This is a genomic window from Shewanella aquimarina (assembly GCF_023349185.1).
GTDB lineage: Bacteria > Pseudomonadota > Gammaproteobacteria > Enterobacterales > Shewanellaceae > Shewanella > Shewanella aquimarina.
In genome coordinates, this window is record NZ_JAKIKY010000001.1 from 492298 (window position 1) to 511358 (window position 19061).

At 51.5% G+C, this 19061-nt stretch carries 19 protein-coding genes; 3 read left to right on the forward strand and 16 right to left on the reverse strand.

Features of this window, described 5'->3' with window-relative positions:
- Nucleotides 1–78 precede the first annotated feature (78 nt).
- The 3 genes from L2731_RS01980 to L2731_RS01990 form a co-directional block, all read right to left on the reverse strand.
- Nucleotides 79–993, reverse strand: a complete 915-nt coding sequence (locus L2731_RS01980) for a pseudouridine-5'-phosphate glycosidase (RefSeq protein ID WP_239885809.1) — start codon at nt 991–993, stop codon at nt 79–81.
- A complete protein-coding gene (locus L2731_RS01985) occupies nt 987–2078 on the reverse strand; it encodes a PfkB family carbohydrate kinase (RefSeq protein WP_160794297.1) in 1092 nt (363 codons plus the stop codon). The genes L2731_RS01980 and L2731_RS01985 overlap by 7 nt, the downstream gene beginning before the upstream one ends.
- A gap of 330 nt (nt 2079–2408) precedes the next feature.
- Nucleotides 2409–2861 (reverse strand): YaiI/YqxD family protein, encoded by a 453-nt coding sequence (locus L2731_RS01990; protein ID WP_160794295.1) that lies wholly within the window; start codon nt 2859–2861, stop codon nt 2409–2411.
- A 181-nt stretch (nt 2862–3042) separates the two neighbouring features.
- Between L2731_RS01990 and L2731_RS01995 the strand changes: the two genes are divergently transcribed.
- On the forward strand, nt 3043–3741 hold the full coding sequence (locus tag L2731_RS01995; RefSeq protein ID WP_160794293.1) for a DUF2461 domain-containing protein: 699 nt from the start codon (nt 3043–3045) through the stop codon (nt 3739–3741).
- A 12-nt stretch (nt 3742–3753) separates the two neighbouring features.
- The gene (locus tag L2731_RS02000) at nt 3754–4623 is read left to right on the forward strand and encodes an SPFH domain-containing protein (RefSeq protein WP_244952106.1); all 870 of its coding nucleotides are present in this window, start codon (nt 3754–3756) and stop codon (nt 4621–4623) included.
- A gap of 122 nt (nt 4624–4745) precedes the next feature.
- On the opposite strand, the gene L2731_RS02005 is transcribed toward L2731_RS02000, so the two are convergent.
- Complete coding sequence (locus tag L2731_RS02005) at nt 4746–5336, reverse strand: TetR/AcrR family transcriptional regulator (RefSeq protein WP_249251610.1); 591 nt, start codon at nt 5334–5336, stop codon at nt 4746–4748.
- A 160-nt stretch (nt 5337–5496) separates the two neighbouring features.
- Here L2731_RS02005 and L2731_RS02010 point away from each other — a divergent pair, with 160 nt between their 5' ends.
- Complete coding sequence (locus L2731_RS02010; protein ID WP_249251611.1) at nt 5497–6132, forward strand: glutathione S-transferase; 636 nt, start codon at nt 5497–5499, stop codon at nt 6130–6132.
- Nucleotides 6133–6300: 168 nt separating this feature from the next.
- Here L2731_RS02010 and L2731_RS02015 read toward each other — a convergent pair whose 3' ends face one another.
- The 12 genes from L2731_RS02015 to L2731_RS02070 form a co-directional block, all read right to left on the reverse strand.
- Nucleotides 6301–6705 carry a DUF3169 family protein gene (locus L2731_RS02015; protein WP_249251612.1) on the reverse strand — a complete coding sequence of 135 codons (405 nt, stop codon included), beginning with the start codon at nt 6703–6705 and terminating at the stop codon, nt 6301–6303.
- A gap of 146 nt (nt 6706–6851) precedes the next feature.
- The gene (locus L2731_RS02020) at nt 6852–7139 is read right to left on the reverse strand and encodes a hypothetical protein (protein WP_249251613.1); all 288 of its coding nucleotides are present in this window, start codon (nt 7137–7139) and stop codon (nt 6852–6854) included.
- A 99-nt stretch (nt 7140–7238) separates the two neighbouring features.
- Complete coding sequence (locus L2731_RS02025) at nt 7239–8939, reverse strand: DUF262 domain-containing protein (protein ID WP_249251614.1); 1701 nt, start codon at nt 8937–8939, stop codon at nt 7239–7241.
- Nucleotides 8940–9486: 547 nt separating this feature from the next.
- Complete coding sequence (gene pcaC, locus L2731_RS02030; protein ID WP_249251615.1) at nt 9487–9873, reverse strand: 4-carboxymuconolactone decarboxylase; 387 nt, start codon at nt 9871–9873, stop codon at nt 9487–9489.
- A gap of 382 nt (nt 9874–10255) precedes the next feature.
- A complete protein-coding gene (locus L2731_RS02035) occupies nt 10256–11161 on the reverse strand; it encodes a patatin-like phospholipase family protein (protein ID WP_283165006.1) in 906 nt (301 codons plus the stop codon).
- 17 nt (nt 11162–11178) lie between these two features.
- Complete coding sequence (locus tag L2731_RS02040) at nt 11179–11655, reverse strand: MarR family winged helix-turn-helix transcriptional regulator (protein ID WP_041509527.1); 477 nt, start codon at nt 11653–11655, stop codon at nt 11179–11181.
- A gap of 161 nt (nt 11656–11816) precedes the next feature.
- A complete protein-coding gene (locus L2731_RS02045; protein ID WP_249251618.1) occupies nt 11817–12521 on the reverse strand; it encodes a TorF family putative porin in 705 nt (234 codons plus the stop codon).
- Nucleotides 12522–12571: 50 nt separating this feature from the next.
- Nucleotides 12572–13789, reverse strand: a complete 1218-nt coding sequence (locus L2731_RS02050; RefSeq protein ID WP_239851696.1) for a BCCT family transporter — start codon at nt 13787–13789, stop codon at nt 12572–12574.
- 258 nt (nt 13790–14047) lie between these two features.
- The gene (gene betA, locus L2731_RS02055; RefSeq protein ID WP_249251619.1) at nt 14048–15739 is read right to left on the reverse strand and encodes a choline dehydrogenase; all 1692 of its coding nucleotides are present in this window, start codon (nt 15737–15739) and stop codon (nt 14048–14050) included.
- 9 nt (nt 15740–15748) lie between these two features.
- Nucleotides 15749–17212, reverse strand: coding sequence for a betaine-aldehyde dehydrogenase (gene betB, locus L2731_RS02060; protein WP_249251620.1), 1464 nt, complete (start codon nt 17210–17212; stop codon nt 15749–15751).
- Nucleotides 17203–17808 carry a transcriptional regulator BetI gene (betI, locus tag L2731_RS02065; RefSeq protein WP_249251621.1) on the reverse strand — a complete coding sequence of 202 codons (606 nt, stop codon included), beginning with the start codon at nt 17806–17808 and terminating at the stop codon, nt 17203–17205. Before betI ends, betB begins: the two co-directional genes overlap by 10 nt.
- 603 nt (nt 17809–18411) lie before the next feature.
- Nucleotides 18412–18855 (reverse strand): carboxymuconolactone decarboxylase family protein, encoded by a 444-nt coding sequence (locus L2731_RS02070; RefSeq protein WP_249251622.1) that lies wholly within the window; start codon nt 18853–18855, stop codon nt 18412–18414.
- Nucleotides 18856–19061 lie beyond the last annotated feature (206 nt).

Genomic DNA, 19061 nt, shown 5'->3' on the forward strand with positions numbered 1-19061 from the left:
CATCTCAAGATAAACGCCCCGTAAACTCACAAAAAAAGAGCGCCTAGGCGCTCTTTTTTATCATCATCAGATCAATCCTTAACGGCTGTATTCACTGGCGATTTGCGCCGCCAGCTTAGCATTGTTAAACACCAGCTGGATGTTGGCGGCCAGGCTACTGCCCTCTGTCTTCTCGGCGACCTTAGCCAGCAAGAAAGGCGTAGAGGCCTTGCCCGAGATCCCCTTGGCATCCATCTCGGCCACGGCATCTTTAATCACCTGATCAATCATCGCCTTATCCAGGGCATACTCGGCCGGGATAGGGTTAGCAACCACCACGCCGCCCTTGAGACCCATCTGCCACTTGGCCGTCATGGCATCGGCCACCTGCTTAGGGGTGTCCAGACGATAGTCGACGCCGAAGTCGCTCTCACGGGTGTAGAAGGCAGGCAGCGTCTCGGTTTCATAACCGACCACCGGCACCCCTTGGGTCTCCAGATACTCTAGGGTCAGGCCGATATCCAGAATCGACTTGGCACCGGCGCATACCACGGCCACATCTGTGTTGGCCAGCTCCTGCAGATCCGCCGAGATGTCGAAGGTCTGCTGGGCGCCGCGATGCACGCCGCCGATACCGCCGGTCGCAAACACCTTGATGCCCGCCATCGCCGCCAGGATCATGGTCGAGGCCACTGTGGTGGCACCATCGGCCTGCTTGGCCACGATGAAGGGGATGTCGCGGCGGCTGGTCTTGATCACAGCCTGACCCGCCTTACCCAGATACTCGATCTCCTCATGAGTCATGCCCACCTTGAGGCGTCCCTTGAGAATCGCGATAGTGGCTGGCACGGCGCCGTTATCGCGGATGATCTGCTCTACCTTCAGGGCAGTCTCGACATTTTGCGGATAAGGCATACCGTGAGAGATGATGGTCGATTCCAGTGCCACCACGGGACGGCCGGCATCCAATGCCGCTTTCACTTCTGGGTTGATATCTAGGTACTGCGCTAACATAGAGACTCCTTGATAACTCGGTTAACTGATATTTCAGACATATTTGGATTGATGGTTGCCAGATCCGACAGGGCAACCACCGCCGCCGCCATGGCAAACTCGGTCGACTGACGGGACGACCAACCTTGAATAAAGCCGTGGGCCAGGCCCGCGAGGAAGGCATCACCGGCGCCGTTGGCATTGACCATCTCGACCGGAATGGCCGGAACAAGGGCCTGCTCCTCACCATCACTGTAAAACACCCCATCGGTTCCCAGGCTCAGGAATATTCGCTGCACGCCCTGCTCATGGAACCAGCTGGCCAGCATAGGCAACTCGCCATAGTTGGCGATGGCTATGCCGGAGAGCTGCTCGGCCTCTTTGAGGTTAGGCTTGAGGGTATGTACCGCGCTCAGGTAGGGCTTAATCTTCTCCGCCTTGGCGCAGGAAACGGTATCGACAAACAGCGGGATATCGGCAAAGTTGCTCAGCAAGTAGGCTAAGGCTGCATCAGACAAGTTGGCATCGACTATGATGAGGCTGGCGCGTTTGAACATCTCCTGCTGACTCTTGAGCTGCTCGACCCCGAGACGCTCCAGAATCGCCATGTCGTTGATCGCCACATGCATGTCGCTGTCACCATCGAGCACCGAGAGGTAGGTGGAGGTCACGCCATCGCTCAGCTGCAAGCTGGGTTTCATGTCGATACCGGCGCGCTGACAATGCTCGACGATCTGCTGGCCATAGGCATCTTTGCCCACTGCGGTCATCAGGCGGGTATCTGAGCCTAGGCGCGCCAGGTTCTCGGCAATGTTACGCCCCACACCACCGGGGGAGCAGCTGACACTGCCGGGGTTAGAATCCCCCACCCGCAGGTTGGCAGCCGGGCGACCGAGAATATCCATGTTGGCCCCGCCGACCACCATGGCAAACTTGGCTTCGGCTAGAATATAGCCCTTGCCACGGATAATGCCTTTGTTGGTCAGGTTCATGATATGACCAGCCACCGCAGAGCGGCTGATCCCAAGACGATCCGCCAGCTCCTGCTGGGGGATCAGAGGGTCTTGCTTGAGTAGTGCTAGGATTTCTAATTCACGTTCCGTCATTACGGCAATCTCACTCAGCATTAAGGATACATCGCCGCAAAACAAACAAATGTTTGTATTGCAAACTTTTGTTTTACGTTAATCGATTTATGCGGCCAGTGCAAGACAAACAAATTCACAATCAAATAGTTATGTGAGATGCGCCTCACTCGGCTCTGAGCGCAATCCCAGGCTGACAGGCGTTGTGGCGTCAGTATCCACTCACATTTTGGCACAAAAAAAGCGCCAACCTGGCGCTTAGGGATTCGCTGTTACGAGGCGCTAGCCACTAATTCTGAGCATTAATGCCTACACTCATATCGAGCACTAATGCAAAGCACTAACATCGACCTAGCGTTTGTGGTGTTTGGTGATCAGGCGATCCAGCTGGTTACCGAAGGCCTGTTTCTCACTCTGGCCTATGGCGGCCGGGCCGCCGGTCTGCACGCCGCTGGCCCGCATGGTATCCATAAAATCGCGCATGTTGAGGATAGACTTAATGTTATGCTCAGTGTACAGCTCGCCACGGGGATTGAGCGCCAGCGCCCCCTTGTCGATCACCTCCGAGGCCAGGGGAATATCGGCGGTGATCACCAGATCGCCAGGCGCCGCGCGCCGCACTATCTCATTGTCGGCCACGTCAAACCCGGACGACACCGTCACCAACTGGATAAAACGCGACGGCGGAATACGCATAGCATGGTTGGCCACTAAGGTCACTGCGATCTCGGCGCGCTCGGCGGCGCGAAACAGTATCTCCTTAATCACACCCGGACAGGCATCGGCATCGACCCAAATTTTCATCTCTCTTTCCTGTTATATCGACATAGCGTTGAGCATGGAGCGCACTATAACATAGCAAGCGGCTATCGCCCTTCGCAGAATGCACAATCCAGCAATCACTAGGGCCTAGGCATTAACACTCTTTGCAGGGAATATGGTAATTTAGCCAAGATATTGATAATTAGGACATAGGGCACAGATTATGACCACATCGGCCCCCAGGGAAGCCATATTTACCCCAGACTGCCTCGACTTTCTCGCCAAGCTGGCAAGCAATAACGAGCGCGACTGGTTCAAGAGCCACCAAAGCGAGTATGAGGCCAAGGTACGCACCCCGGCGCTCAACTTTATTAGTGTCATGGCGCCCCATATCGCCAAGCTCTCGCCGCGCCTCACCGCCGTGCCCAAGAAGGTCGGCGGCAGCCTGATGCGCCCCCAACGCGATGCCCGCTTTAGCAAGGACAAGACCCCATATAAGATCAACGTCGGCATTCAGTTTCGCCATTTCCAGGGCAAAGATGTGCACGCTCCTGGACTGTATTTGCATATCGCCAACGATGGCTGCTTCCTCGGCGCCGGGATCTGGCACCCAGACAGCAAGGCGCTAAGCCAGATCCGCAGCTGCATCGACGATAACCCCAACGCCTACAAACAGGCGCTCAAGCAGCTGAGCGACGCTGGATTTAACATGGAGGGCGACAGCCTGCAGCGCCCGCCCAAGGGCTTTGACAAGCATCACCCCATGATTGATGAGCTCAAGCGCAAAGACTTTATCGCCATCAAACCACTCGACACCCGGCAGCTGTTTGCCGAGGATTTCGATACCTGGTGCGCCAAGCAGTTTAGCCAGGTCAACAAACTCATGGGCTACCTCTGTTTCGCCCTGGACCTAGATTATTAAAAAGGATTTTTGATGTTTAATCGTAAAGCCAACAAGACTTTCGGCCCACGCCTAAGCGGACTCGGCCGTCTGAAATTTATCGCACCGCTCCTGGTCGTACTGCCGCTGGCCACTGGCCTAACGGGTTGCACCAACCCCAACACCCCGGCGGGTGAAGAGGGCTATGTGTTTGAGAAGCCTCGCATCTTCGGCGCCGGCGGCTATCGCGGCACCCTCATCGGCCCCAGCAACTATGGTGTCTCCCTGTGGCGCAACGAGGTGATCAACATCGACATGCGCCCCAACACCTACACGGAAAACTTCAAGATCCTTGCCAAGGACGATCTCAACATCAGCTTTAATTTCCATGCGGTGATCGCCATCAAGTCCGGCACGGTGCAGCAGGTAGTAGAACAATATGGCGCCGAAAACTGGTATGTGCGTTTCGTACGCGAGACCTTCCGCACCTATGTGCGTGACGAGGTGCAGCGTTATGACAGCGTGGCGCTGAAAGAAAACCGTTCGGAGATCGCCCAGGCGGTGTCGGTCAAGCTCAAAGACTACCTCAAGACCTCACCCTTTCAGCTTAACAACGTGATTGTGGGTAACATCAACTACCCCGACATAGTCGCCATCGCGGTCGAGAAGAAGCTGGCCGCCCAGCAGCTGTTGTCGGAGAAGGAGACTCAGAAGGAGATCGCCCAGAAGGACGCCGAGATCCGCATCGAAGAGGCCAAGGGTATCGCCCAGGCGCAGAAGATCATCAACGAGACCCTGACCCCCAACTATCTGCAGCACGAGGCGATTAACGCCCAGCTCAAGATGGCGGACTCGCCGAATCACACTACCGTCTACATTCCGGTGGGCACCAACGGCATCCCTCTGATCAAGGGCGCCAAATAGCAGTAACGGAACCCAAAAAGCCTGTCGTCATTTAGGCGACAGGCACTAGAAGCGTTAGAGATAAAGAATTATTGAACCTAGATTCGCGTGCCTTAAACAAACTAGTTAGCGAGCAACTTAAGCTAACCACTCACAGCTAGCGATTTAAGATAACCCATAAGCACCTCACGGGCCTGAGCGATACGCGCCTGCTGCCTCGCCTTGCCCAGCACACGTATTCCCTGCATCTGCATCACCAGAAAGCTTGCCAGCTGCGCACATTGGACACCTGCCGACAACTCACCGCGTTGCTGCGCCCCTTCCAGCAACCGCTCGAAGGTCTGATGCAGCTCGTCAAACAGGCGAGTACAGATCCCCTGCACCACCTCATCGCTTAGGTATTTTTCCAGCACGGCATTTTGCAAGAAACAGCCGAAGGGCTGGTTAGACTGCCTGACGATAAACTCCTCCAGATAAGTCACCAACTCATCTAAGCCCGCCGTCTCGACAAACAGGGGCGTGAGATTGGGCATGGCATGGTTATCGAAGTAGTAGGCCAGCGCCTCACGATACAGGCTCAGCTTGTCACCGAAGCTGTTATACAGACTAAAGCGGTTAATCTTAAGGTGATCCACCAGATCCGCTACCGAAGTATCGGCATAGCCTTTCTGCCAGAAGAGCTCCATCGCCTCTACCAGCTTCTCCTGCCTATCAAAATTACAACTTCTCGCCATAGATGATTTTGCTCAATATTAGTCAAAAGTGTTCGCAACAAGTTTCTTGACCGAACGTTCAGTTATGATTTAGATTCTATTCTAAACGAGCGTTCAGTTAAAGCAAAAACCTTCAACTGAGGCCACCACAACAACTTCCACAAGAGTCAGAGAGGGATAGATGAAACTCTACGAATTAGCCATGACCCCAAGCGCCAGACGCGTCAATATCTTCCTTAAGGAACTTGGTCTAAACGAACAAGAGATAGGTCTTGAGCGTGAGAGCCTCAACCTGCGCGCCGGTGACAATCTGAGTGATGAGTTTAAGGCCATCAGCGTCAACGGCCGCATCCCAGTACTCGAACTCGACGACGGCCAGACCCTGTGTGAATCTGTGGCCATCTGCCGCTACTTCGACGAAGTCACTGCGCCAGAAAACTCACTGTTTGGCGATACGCCGCTAGAGAAGGCTCAGGTTGAGATGTGGCAGCGGATCTGCGAGCTGCAAGGCCTGTTCGTCGCCTTCCAGGCCTTTAGAAACATCACCAAGGTGTATGAAGACAGAGAGCGCTGCGTCGAGGCTTGGGGCCAAGAGTCCCGCCAGCGCGTGATAGAGTTTCTGCCGACGCTCGAGAAACAACTCAGTGAGCAGCCTTTTGTGGCCGGCCAGAAGTTCTCCATCGCTGACATCAACGCCTACGTGATGATGAGTTTCATCAAACACCTGGAGATCACCCCAAGCGACGACCAGCCCCACCTCACCGCCTGGCTCACCAAGATGGAACAACGCCCCGCCATCATAGACGTCAACGGCTAAATTTGAGATAGAAGAATCTAAGGTGGCGAGTTCAAATGCTGAAGCTCGCCTGCCAAATGGCCAAGGACAAAAATAGTGAAGGTTAGGAATACTAGCTCAACGTCACCAGCTTCGACCGAGTAAAACAAAATCCAGCAAACAACGGAAGCAGTACTGGCTCGGTTAGATTTACTTGTGCCTGCGTTTACCGGCGCTTTTTCGCCATTTATTAAAATACAAATATGCAATAGCAAAAAAAACTATTCCAATTAAGACTCTTTCCCCCATGGAATCAACGGTTGTTCCTTGTCCTGTCCGCGAAGCTAGTAATCCAAAAAATGAGACTAAGACACCTAGCACTATATACATTAGTGCATAACCCAGAGGCTCCCTTCGCTTCCTTGACCTCTGAGCACGTTCTTCTTTTATTTTCTTACGATATTTATCAGTATTAACCTGTGCTCGCCGCTTAACCGGATCATTAAGAATCAGCTCTATTTCTTTTACGCGATCAGGCCATCTATCCCGATCTATGTGCCTGTATGCGTCTTCTAATTCCTCGACGCTATACTTTGAGTAATCAATTTTATCCATATTTGACTAATAATCTAACGCCCAGTTGAGTTGTGAGCAACGCCATACCCATGCCTCCGCATATCACCTTAATCATTAAACGCAACACATAGTATAAATACCATGCGTTGTGAATCCCTCTTAAACAGTTTGTTAAATGCTTGACTTCAAATATTGCCACGAGCTTTATCCATTTCATAAAGTGCGTGGTCATCTCCATCCTCTAATGCTTGGTGATATGTTGGATCTTTTATTTTTCCTATTTCATTGGAAAGCGATAAAACTTCATCACCAAGGTTTTCAACTTTTTCACGTAAGTCTAGATTTTCAGACTCAAGCTCATCAAGTCTCTCTTGAAGCTTTACAATTGACTTCCCTGTTGCGGGAAATCTATTTATCTCGTGCCATACACCAATAAAAAGAGCTCCTAATGATACCCATATTAATAAATCCATACTTTGCTCTCCTTATGGCATTTAACGCCTCACATCACCGGCAGCAAAAAGCAGAGCGACGAGGAGCGACGCTTTTTGATGTCCGAGTGCATGTGATTGTTATGTTTTTTTCAAATCCCATTCTTGAGTAAGTTTTTCGATATATTCACTCTGTCTTGCTAAAATCACATTTTCTGTCCACTCATCCTTGGAAAGAACCTGGGTTGTTAATGCGAACGGAGAAACTCCCTTAACCATAAAATATGATTTTTTCTTTTTATCCAATTCGTAATTTTTTGCGGAGCTATTTTTTGCTCTTGATAGTAATGCTAAGTTTCCTAGACGATGAACTAGGCTTCTTCGTTTTTCTTCATCTGGTATCCATGCAATCCATTCACTAGATGCTTCCGGGGTTTGAGGGAGCACATGCTCTACAGTTATAACTTTATGATCATATTTGGCCGAACTATCAGACAATATGGAGTCAAGCCTGAGCAAAATCATTAATCTTGTTCGAGTACTCTCATATACATTCCCGTTTAAAGCAGAAAGAGTATCGTCAATTTCGTCGTGAGTAAGATGAATCGGAGAACCTTCCGATAGTACATCTTTTCTAGATCGAATCCACGTCAATAGTTCCGAATATCTTTTAATTCTATAATTAATATTCCCACGAAATATCATCATGCATGAAGCTAACCTTTCAAGCTTATTTAAAAATGACAATAGCCTTTCAGGATGATTTCTATTCTTCGATAAGTACTCTATTGCTGGAGGAACCCAATCTGAATTATCTATGCGATTAAGCCAGCCCAATGCGGCATTAATGCTTTCTGCTTTTTCTTCGCTTGAAAAGTTTTCGTTGATAATATTTGTGTATGCCTCTGAGCTAGGGATCAATATGTCGTTTATAAATTGCTCTGGATTTTCTCTTGGCTTAACGTGTTCATTGAACTCCTTAACCAAAGTGCCTTGAGGCTTTGAACTGCGGTAGATCATGCGTATATGTGAAAAAAGATCACTAAAGCTATCTCTGCCAATACTTTCTTCAATATCTTCCCATTTATCGGTGTAATTCTGCTTTTCAGAGTCTGGAATTCCACCAATGATATTGGATTTCAGTATGTCAGTGGCAGTTAGATCAAGCCCTCGATCATTCATAACGGAAAATATTCTATAAGCGGAGTCAATGTCTGGTGTTGCCACCACGACAAGATAGCAGCCAATCAAAACAAATTGAGTTAGCCTAAACAACTCCTCTTGAGGTTCACTTTTTAATATGTCGTAAATGCATTTGGCATTTTGTTTAATATTTAAGGGGCTATCCTTTAGCTCATCTTTAGAAGAAAAAAGAGTCTCAATTCCATCGTCATGTTGAATATTGTGCTGAAAAAATTCTCTGTCTCTTGGCCGAAGTAAAATTCTAAATGTATCCTTTGTTTTTAGTAACTTGCTTCCTTTTTGACCAAGGTACTTGGTGATTTCATTCTTAATGTCTGTGTCTTCAACTAGATGGCGTAAAACAGAAAATAGAATCGTTAACGTTGTAAGCCGCTGCTGCCCATCAATAACCTCTGAGTCAGCCTTATCTCCTTTTATTAGGACTATACTTCCAAGAAAATATGGATTCAGTGATTCAATTTCGCCTTTTTTACCTTTAATGTATTCCTGTAAATCCATTACCAACTCAGAGGCTTGCTCTGTAGTCCATGAGTATGGTCGTTGGTAGCTTGGTATTTGGAATAGATAATCATCACAGAATATTTTACTGACAGGGTATTCATGTGCTGACAACGATTTCTTCTTGGAATTTTCAGTCATTTGATCATTGTTCCGTAATTTCTTTTAAAACATAACAACGTATTAGTGAGACCTTGCAAGGTACGCTACCTTGTAAGATAGGAGACCAAGCATGTAATAAGTAGGGTCAGAGTAATCTACTAAAGGAGGAGATTGGCGCATGTGGTTGGCTTTTTCATTCCCTGAATGGCGTAATCGATGTTTGATTCGAATTGGCCTAGCTCTGTCCTTAATTGGTGATACTTTAATCTATCTTCTAGCTGGCATTCAACATAATAGGTCACATTTAAATGCATTTTTTCCTTAAAACTAATAACTTGTATCAGCAAAAAACAGATGAGGCTCAATCGAAGAGATGTTAGATACTCAGTGTAAGCACACTTTTGGCTCTCGGCGGCATGGACGCCGCCGTGAAGCCTCCAGGGACGGAACCTCGGCGTGCCAAAAGAGTGCTTACACAGCCCCCGCCGGGCAGGCGATAAGTTACAGTGAAGGTGCGACCTTCAACACCCCTTCCAATGCCAATCCCGGTAATCGCTACAACAGAAACCAAAGGGTAAAAGTCCCCTTATGACTCCCCTTCCTGCCACTCCGAAATCACCTCATTCGCCGCCCTAAACGCCTCGACCCCGGCAGGCATGCCGCAATACACTGTGGCATGCAATAACACCTCCTGGATCTCCTCGACAGTGCAGCCATTACGCAAGGCGCCGCGCACATGGCCCTTGAGTTCAGTAGATGCCTTGAAGGCAGCCAGAGTGGCGATAGTGATCAAGCTGCGGGTGCGCCTGTCGAGTCCCTCTCTGGCCCACACCTCGCCCCAGGCGTTGCGGGTCACCAGCTCCTGGAGTGGCTGGGTAAAGTCGCTGGCCGATGACAGCGCCCTGTCGACAAACTCATCGCCCATCACCTCGCGCCTGACGCCTAACCCTTTTTCATACTTGGCCTTATCCATGGGAACTCCTTTAACATCATGATTCAATTGAGACTTCGACAAAACAGCCTCTAAAGGTGCTTGGAAACTGGACAAAGATCAACCAAAACCTGCCCCTCTGCGGCTAAAGCATTAGGGCACCAGCGAATTACTATAGCGCTTAGAAAATAGCACTTAGAAAATAGCGCTTAGAAAATAGCGCTTGGAACATAGCACTTGGAACGTAGCGCACGCAGTGATCAAGGAATAGCGGCTTAGCAGACAAGGCGCATCGAGACAGAGTGATAGGTATGAGAGTCTAGCCAGCACGCATTGGGGAATAGCGACTGAGTATTAGACGTGAAACGCTAGGTGTTAAACCTGAAGCCTTAGGTGTTAAACCTAAAACCTTAGGTGTGAGTTATTAGCCCTTAGCGATAAACGCCAGCAGCTGCGGGATAAAGGCCTTGCCCTCCTCAAGGCCGCGGCGATAGACGGCCTCGACCTTGCTGACATTCCGCTCCAGGCGCGACAAGCCGAGTGGCGTGGCGGGTTGCAGCACCAGAGCGCTGCCCTCGGATTCTGCCTTCACCAGGTCATCCAGCGCCCGGTTATAAGTGTTGTGGCGCACGATAAGGGCATTGGCCACCTTGGGATAGCGACGATAGAGGCGCCTGGCCAGCCATTTAGCCTTAAAGGCGGATTTGCGATAGTCACTCTCCTGGGTGAGGATCACCAGCTGGCGCTTAAAGCCATCTGCACGGGCCTGAGCCAGGGGAATGGGCACGCCTATGCCACCATCGAGATAGGGTGTGTCTCCAAGCCAGGTCGGTTTAGAGATGAAGGGCAGACTACTGGAGGCGATGAGCACCTCTAAGAAGGTGTCGTGATCGGCAAAATCCGCCATGCCGAAGAAGTCGGTCTCGCCGGTCAGGCAGTTAAACGCCCCCACCTTAAACTCGGCCTCACTGTGACTAAAGGCCTCGAAATCATAGGGCACCAGCTCATGGGCCATGCGCCGATAGGTAAAGTCGGTGTTGACATAGTTGCCGGTGCGCAGCAGATGTTTGAGCCCCATGTAGCGCTTGTCGGCGAGGAAATTTTGCTGAATGGTGAGGTTACGCCCCAGCTGACGCGAGAGGTAGGAGGCGGGATAGATGGCGCCGGCAGAGACGCCCACCAGATACTGAAAATAGATCCCCGCCTGTAGCAGGGCATCGAGCACACCTGCGGTGTATATGGCCCGCAGGCCGCCACCTTCCAGCACTAAGGCGCAGTTATCGACCCTAAGCTCCGCCGCCTCATGTCGGGCGACAGCAAGGTCAGGCAATACTGCGCCCGTCACGGCTATTCTTCCGCCTGGATCTGTCCCACCAGGAGTACAGGGGCCGCATCCAGCTCCTGGGCATCCATCATGGAGGCGATACGTTCGACGGCAGAGAGCAACTGGCTCTGCTCCCAGTCTTCAAGGTTTTGATAACGCTTGATAAAGTGATCCTGTAACGGCTTAGGCGCGGCCTTGAGAATATCTATGCCGGCCTCGCTAAGGGACAGGTGCCACTTGCGTTTGTCTGACTCGCTACGGGTTCTCACCACCAGATCACGCGCCTCGAGACGGTCGATAATGGTGGCAACCGTGGCGGGGCTGAGGGCCACTTCCTGAGCGATCTCCTTGGCCAGCGGACGGTCGTAGGCGGCAATGGTCTGCATCACCATTAACTGAGGGCCCGTTAGGCCAGACTGCTTATTCAGCTGGCGAGAATGTATGTCGATGGCGCGGATCACACGGCGCAGCGAAATCAGTAGTTGTTCGTACTTTTCCATAATCTCCTCTCGTTTCAGCCGCACCATACCAGAAATGTTATCTAGACTCATGCTTCAAATAGAAAAAAAGCAGAACAAACTTATCGCTTGCTCTGCTTTTGCACTAATGACATCTGTCTATAACCTAAGGCTATATCACGTCGCCATTGTCGGTATCACGTTTAAAAAGCAAAGGTACGTGACACAGATAGCACAGCGCGGGTATCGCTGTTGTCAGTATCCATGCTTGTGTCTTCAGCGGCAAGGTTAAAGTCGAACCCCTTCCAGCTGGTCATGTACTCGACGCGGTAATGGTTATAGGCATCGTCACCGTTCCACGACCATTTGTCTTCATCTTGTGAGGTCGAGCGATCGAAGCTGATGCGAATGTCATGGCCTTCGGCCAGGGTAAAGGTATGCGCCGCCATCATGATGTAGTGGCCCGCATCGACGCCAAAGTAGTCCCAGGAATACCAGAAGTTCAGCTCACTCTGACCCACAGACGACGCGTAACCAAACTTGGCGTAGGCTTCCGGGTACTGATAGTCATCTGAAAAGGAATCGCCGTGGTAGGTGTAATAGGCGATACCCGCGTCCAATGACACGCGCTCGGTAAGGGCCATATACTTACCCGCGTAAAAATCCCACTCCAGCCAGGTATCATCGCCCGCACCGAAATCGACATTTGACGCCCAGGTTCCCACATACCAACCAGAATCGACACCATAATCTAAACTTGCCTGCAGCGCCGGGCTATTGTCTGTCTGGCTCACACCATTAAAGGTGTAATCTGAGGTCAGATTGACGGTCGAACTCAGGCCTGCCATCGCACTAGCGGGTAACAGGAGTAGACCACAAAGCGCCAATTGCTTGATAGATTGTTTCATTATCTTCCCTTTTTTTTTATGACTTTAATTTTCACACTTAGCATTTGAGATTAGTTTGCCAATTCGATTTTGTTGAAATCGATCTGGTTTTCTTTTGGCGAGCGTTCAATCGCCGCCACCTTCTGGTACTTGGTCGCCACTATGTAACCGAAACAGGCCAAGATCAGGGCTATCGCCAGCGCGCCAACCCACTGGATCTGTAAGAAGTCGAGGCTAAACAGCAGGGTGAGCGCCGACATCAGCACAATATTGCCCACCACATACTTGGTCTTGCCGAAACGCTGCACCGTGAGGTTAAGGTTGTCGGTATAAAGACGGGTCAAGGAATCTAACGAGTTCACCACGAAGGTGATGCCTACGGTGACCATAGCGATGTTATAGAAGCCCGCGGTGGCGATCTCGTTGACGCTGTAGTAATAGAGCACGCTAAACCAGATGGCGATGGGGATTGAGGGGAATACCATCATGGCGATCAACACCTGATAGGTCTTCATGCCACCGACGAAACGCGAGGTAAACTGGCCTATCATGATGCTCCAGGCAAACCACCAGAAGAGGTAAAATTCATGATAGTCGTTTAACGGCAGGACGAAGTGATGCAGGTTGCCGAAGTAGTCACCCAACAAGGCAAAGGTGGTCACAAACTCGCCCACGCCCGACTCGGGGCTGAGGAAGGCACCGGCCCACATCAGGGCGATCAAGCCGATAAACAGCCAGGTGCTGGCCAGGCTCAGGGTGCGCACATAGCGAATGCTGGTGCTGGAATAGACTGCCGCGGCAATCACCACGAAGACGATCAGATAGAAGGTGCCGACCACAGATTCACCGTCGCCGATCTCCGGCAGATACCAGGGCAAGTTGGTCAATAGCAGATAGGCGGTAAAGGCACAGGTGCCGATGATCACCAGGTTATTGATAAACTTCACCAGCGGGATCTCGAAAAACTTCACCCTAGGTTCAATCACACAGAAGTAGAAACAGGTCAGGAAGTAGAACGCCCAAATCAAGAAGGCCCAGAAACCAAACTCGATGGCCAGCGGGTTACTAAAGCCATACTCTGGGCTGGTGCTCAGATCGGCATAGCCCGCAAACTCGGTCAGCGGAAACATGATCAGTCCCACATCCAGCCCCGAGGTAAACAGAATGGCGATAAAGGTAAAAGTACGCACCGGCGTCACGCCGATACACTTCACATTGCCCCAGCGATACAGCACGAAGGCTATCGCCGCGAACGTAAATAAGATCCCTGTGGTTAACCAAGCGGTCATCATTGTTCCCTCACATTAAAATTCAAATTAAACATGGTGTTAACTCGTTTTTATTTAGTTTGTCTTGTGTCAGCCACCCTGTTTTAAGGCTGCAAGAAGCCCTCAAGCCTTAAATATCGCTTTAACGATATTTAAACCCTGATAAACGGTTTTTGACGGATTAGGCCATTTAGCCGATTTGCCCCGAGAGACGCTGTCGGCTTAGGCTGGCCTTAGGCCCGGTTGAATCTATCCAGACACTTTAGTCAGCTGCTTTGCTCAGATAGCCGCCCTCTTCGGCGCCTGCTGGCGCTGCGCCTCTTGCCAGTCGGGTGCAATCACGACCTCGGCATCACTGGGTGACAGCACGCCTTTACCCAAGATAAGGTCGGCGGCACGCTCGGCCACCATGATGGTCGGCGCGTTAAGGTTGCCGTTGGGGATCGTCGGGAAGATGGAGGAGTCCACCACCCTTAGCCCGTCGATGCCACGCACCTTGGTCTCGCTATCGACCACTGCCATCTCATCTTCGCCCATCTTGCAGGAACACGAGGGGTGATAGGCGCTCTCTACCGCACTGCGGACAAACTTATCGATAGCCTCGTCACTCTGTACGCCGATCCCCGGCTGGATCTCTTCGCCGCGATACTCATCTAGCGCAGGTTGATTGATGATCTCCCGGGTCAGGCGCACGCAGGCTCTAAAGCCCTCGATATCCTCCGGGTGCGACAGGTAATTAAACTGTATCTTTGGCGCCACCTTAGGGTCCGCACTCGCCAGGGTGACCGCGCCGCGACTCTTAGGCTTGTTATGGCCGATATGCACCTGAAAACCGTGTCCGGCAAAGGCTTCCCTACCGTCGTAGCGCATGGCCGCCGGCAGGAAGTGATACTGCAGATCCGGCCATTCCAGTCCCGCCTTGGAGCGAATAAAGCCGCAGGACTCGAAATGGTTGGTCGCCCCCAGGCCAGACTTGTTCAGTATCCAACGGGTACCGATAAACAGCTTGTTTAACGGGTCGAGTTTGCCGTTGAGGGAGATAGGCTTAAGGCACTTAAACTGGAAGTAAAACTCCAGATGATCCTGCAGGTTCTGACCGACGCCCGGTAGCTCGTGAGCCAGCTCGACACCCGCCGAGGCGAGCACATCGGCCGCCCCTATGCCCGACAGCTGCAACAGATGCGGCGAGCCGATAGAGCCTGCCGATAACACCACCTCTTTGGCCGCCAGCACCTGTTGTACTTTGCCCTTACGCTCGAAACGCACACCTGTGGCGCGCTTCCCTTCGAGCAATACCTTATGCACTAGCGCATGGGTGATCACCGTCAGGTTACTGCGCTTCATCGCCGGTCTCAGGTAGGCGTTGGCCGTCGACCAACGCACCCCGTTTTTGACCGTCATGTGCATGGGGCCAAAGCCCTCTTGCTGGGCGCCGTTGTAATCTTGGGTCGACAAATAGCCCGCATCGACACCCGCATCGACAAATGCCTGATACAGGGGGTTCTTCATCTGGTTGCCGTTGTTAACCCCAAGCGGGCCGGTGTCGCCGCGATAGGCATCGCCGCCGAAGGCCCAGGTTTCGGCCTTCTTAAAATAGGGCAGACAATGGGCATAATCCCAGCCTTTGGCACCCGCCTGCTGCCACTCATCGAAGTCGCGCGCATGGCCTCTGACATAAACCATGCCATTGATCGACGAGGAGCCGCCGAGCACCTTGCCGCGCGGACAATGCATGCGGCGGTTATCTAGGTAAGGTTCCGCCTCGGTCTCAAACTGCCAGGCATACTTCTTGGTATTCATCGGGATAGACAGTGCGGTTGGCATCTGGATGAAGATGCTCTTGTCGCTACCGCCGGTTTCCAGCAGCAGCACCCTGTTGTTGGGATCTTGCGACAGGCGGTTGGCCAGCACACAGCCAGCGCTACCGGCGCCGACTATGATGTAATCGTATTTTGGTGTCGTATCTGTCATAGGCGCTCCTTAAAATGGGCTTTCAAGGGGCGTCATGCCAACATACACGGCCTTGATCTGGGTGTAGGCCTTTAATGTCTCTGTGCCGTTTTCGCGGCCAATGCCCGACATCTTGTAGCCGCCGACCGGCATTTCTGACGGCGAGGCGCCATAGGCATTTATCCAGCAGATCCCCGCCTGCAACTGATGAGTCACCCTGTGGGCACGGGTAATGTCTTGGGTAAACACCCCGGCGGCGAGGCCGAGACGGGTATCGTTGGCGCGCGCAATCACCTCTTGCTCATCGTCGAAGGTGAGCACAGACATCACTGGGCCAAAGATCTCTTCTCTCACGATTGTCATCTCGTCTTGGCAATCGGTGAAGATGGTGGGGGCGACAAAGTAGCCGTTAGGCGCACTCTGTGGGCTTAAGGCCTTACCACCGGTTAGCAGGGTCGCCCCTTCCGATTGACCGAGGGCAATATAGTCGAGCACCTTGCGTTGATGGTCTTTAGAGATCAGTGCGCCGAAGTTGGTCGCCTCATCCATGGGATCGCCACAAATAATATTGTTTTGAGTACGCTCGAGTAACTTCTCGATAAAGCGCGGGTAGATGTCCTTGTGCACGAAGACGCGGGTACCGTTGGTACAAATCTCACCCTGAGTGTAGAAGTTGGCCAGCATGGCGGCCGACACGGCATTGTCGAGATCGGCATCGTCAAAGATGATCAGTGGCGATTTGCCGCCCAGCTCCATGGTCACCTCTTTCAGGGTGCTGGCCGCCGCGGCCATCACCTTAGTGCCTGTGCCTACCTCACCGGTAAAGGAGACCTTAGCGATCTCCTCATGGTGGGTTAGCCAGGCACCGACTCGTCCATCGCCCTGGATCACGTTAAACACACCATTGGGTACGCCCGCCTCGGTAAAGATCTCCGCCAGCTTCATGGCGCCGCGCGGCGTCTCCTCGGAAGGCTTAAATAACATCACGTTACCACAGGCTAGCGCCGGCGCCGATTTCCAGCAGGCGATTTGCAGCGGATAATTCCAGGCACCGATACCGGCACAGATCCCCAGAGGTTCACGGCGGGTGTAATAGAAATCGTCTCCCACACTCTGCTGGTTACCCTCTATGCTAGGCGCCAGCCCGGCAAAGAATTCGATGGCATCCGCCCCAGTCACCACATCGACCACAGAGGCTTCCTGCCAAGGCTTACCCGTGTCTTGTACTTCGATCGCCGCTAGGGCATCGTTGTGTTCGCGCAGCAAGGCGACCGCCTTGAGCAGAATACGACTGCGCTCCATGGGCGTCATCGATGACCAGAGGGCAAATCCCGCCTTGGCGCTGTCGATGGCAGCCTGTTTAATCTTGTCGTCGGCCACTTCGACGCGGTAGTCCACCTCGCCCGTCGCGGGATTGACCACATCGAAGGTTTCACCGCTTGCGTTACTCAGGTAACGACCGTGAACGTAATTTTGGTATACAACTAGTGACATTCATTTTCTCCGTACTGCATCACTCGAGTCTCAATGAAGGACTTACATAACTGTTGAGCTTGCTCAAAATCTTTCTCTGGTGAGGCGCTAAGCGCACTGCGTAGCCAAAAACCATCGATCATCGCCGCCGTCTGTTTAGCCGCATCACAGGCGGCCGCAGCGCCGAGTAAGGGACGAAAAGAATATTTAAGATTGGCATAGAGGCGTTGATGGTTGATGCATTGCAGTCTGGCGAGTCCTGGTTCGTGCATAGCCTGTGACCAGAAGCTCAGCCAGGTCTTGGTGGCGGCGCTCGATCGTTGCAGCTCGGTAAAGTTGGCCTCAACGATCATAAACAGGCGTTCCATGGGGGTCAGTGTCTTGCCTAAGGTCCTTGCCAGCAGCGCCTGCTTCAGCTCATCCAATAGATACTTTAGCGTCGCCTCGATCAGCCCCTGCTTCCCCCCGAAATAGTGGCTGATAATGCCCGATGACATACCCGCCAGGCCGCTGATGGTGTTGATCGTGGTGTGGTGTAAACCGTGTCGCTCGACAGAGACTAAGGTGGCATCGATGAGTTGCTGTTGCCTTACCGATTTCATCTGAGGACGTGCCATAAAACCCACTTCTCCCTGTCTAAAAAATAGTTAATTGAACGTTCAATTAATAACAATGGTAATAGTTAGAGATATAACTATCAACCCAATTACTAATTTTGAGTGGCTAATCACAGTTTTTTTAAAGAAAAGATGAGAGAGAAAGAATACACATAAGCCATTGTTAAAATATAATATTTTTAAGGGTGACTTGCGCGAAATTGTTAACAAAATATTTTTTGAAATTATTCGTTAACAGAAAATGGTTACAACCCCAACATTTGGCCGATGTTGAAACGCTGACAAATAGTTGCAGCAATAACTTTTATCTAAAACACCAAGACCTCAAGCTCTGGGACAAGGACAAAGTAGGAAAGTGCGGAAGTGATGAAGTGAGAAAGTAATGAAGTGAAGAAAATGATGAAGTAAGAAAGTGAGCCTGGACACCTAATGCCAAATAGATGGCAATCTCACTTGCGACTCACTTCCCCCCCTTTTATCTTGCGCCGTGATTGGTGCGCCGTGGCTAATACAATGCAATTCGTGCCATCTAATTAGTGCAAGGTCATTAGCGCCGTGTAATTAGTACGGCTTGACCAGTACCGCATGGCTGGCACCAGGCGACTAGGCCAGGCTGGGTTTGAACGCCTTACACAGGCGGTTCCAACTATTGATGGCGTTGATCCCTAGGGTCAGGTCAACCAGGGCCTTGTCACCAAAATAGCGCCGCGCCCGTTCAACTGCCTCAGAGCGGATCTGCGGCAAGAAAAACTGCCCGGCCCAACTGAGCGCCTCACGCTCCGCCTCTGTGTAATAAGGCAGGCCGCGCCAAGCACTGAGGCCGGCGATCTTGTCCAGGCTTACCCCTAGCTCCAGTGCCGCCTTGGTGTGCATATTGATACAAAAGGCGCACTGATTCACCTGGGATATGTGCAGCTTTACCAGTTCAAGTTCCGCCAGCCCCAACTTATCTTGCTGACTAAATACTTGCTTTAGATAGTTTTCCTGGCTGATTAAGATAGCCAGAGCCTCTGGTGCCACCTTGGCGTAATCTATGTTTATACTCATCTTGCTTCCTCCGTTAAACGAGTCAGCATCAGCATAGCCAGGACATGAGGTGGCGCTATTGTACATTTTCGACATCTGGCGAACTTAATACCAATCGTAATAAATAATTGATCATTCTAGCTTGCTAAAACGCTCGATAACTGTATTAGCATTTTTAATTGTAGAATAACGACTTATCTAAAAATCCTGCTTTGTTCTCAAGCGTT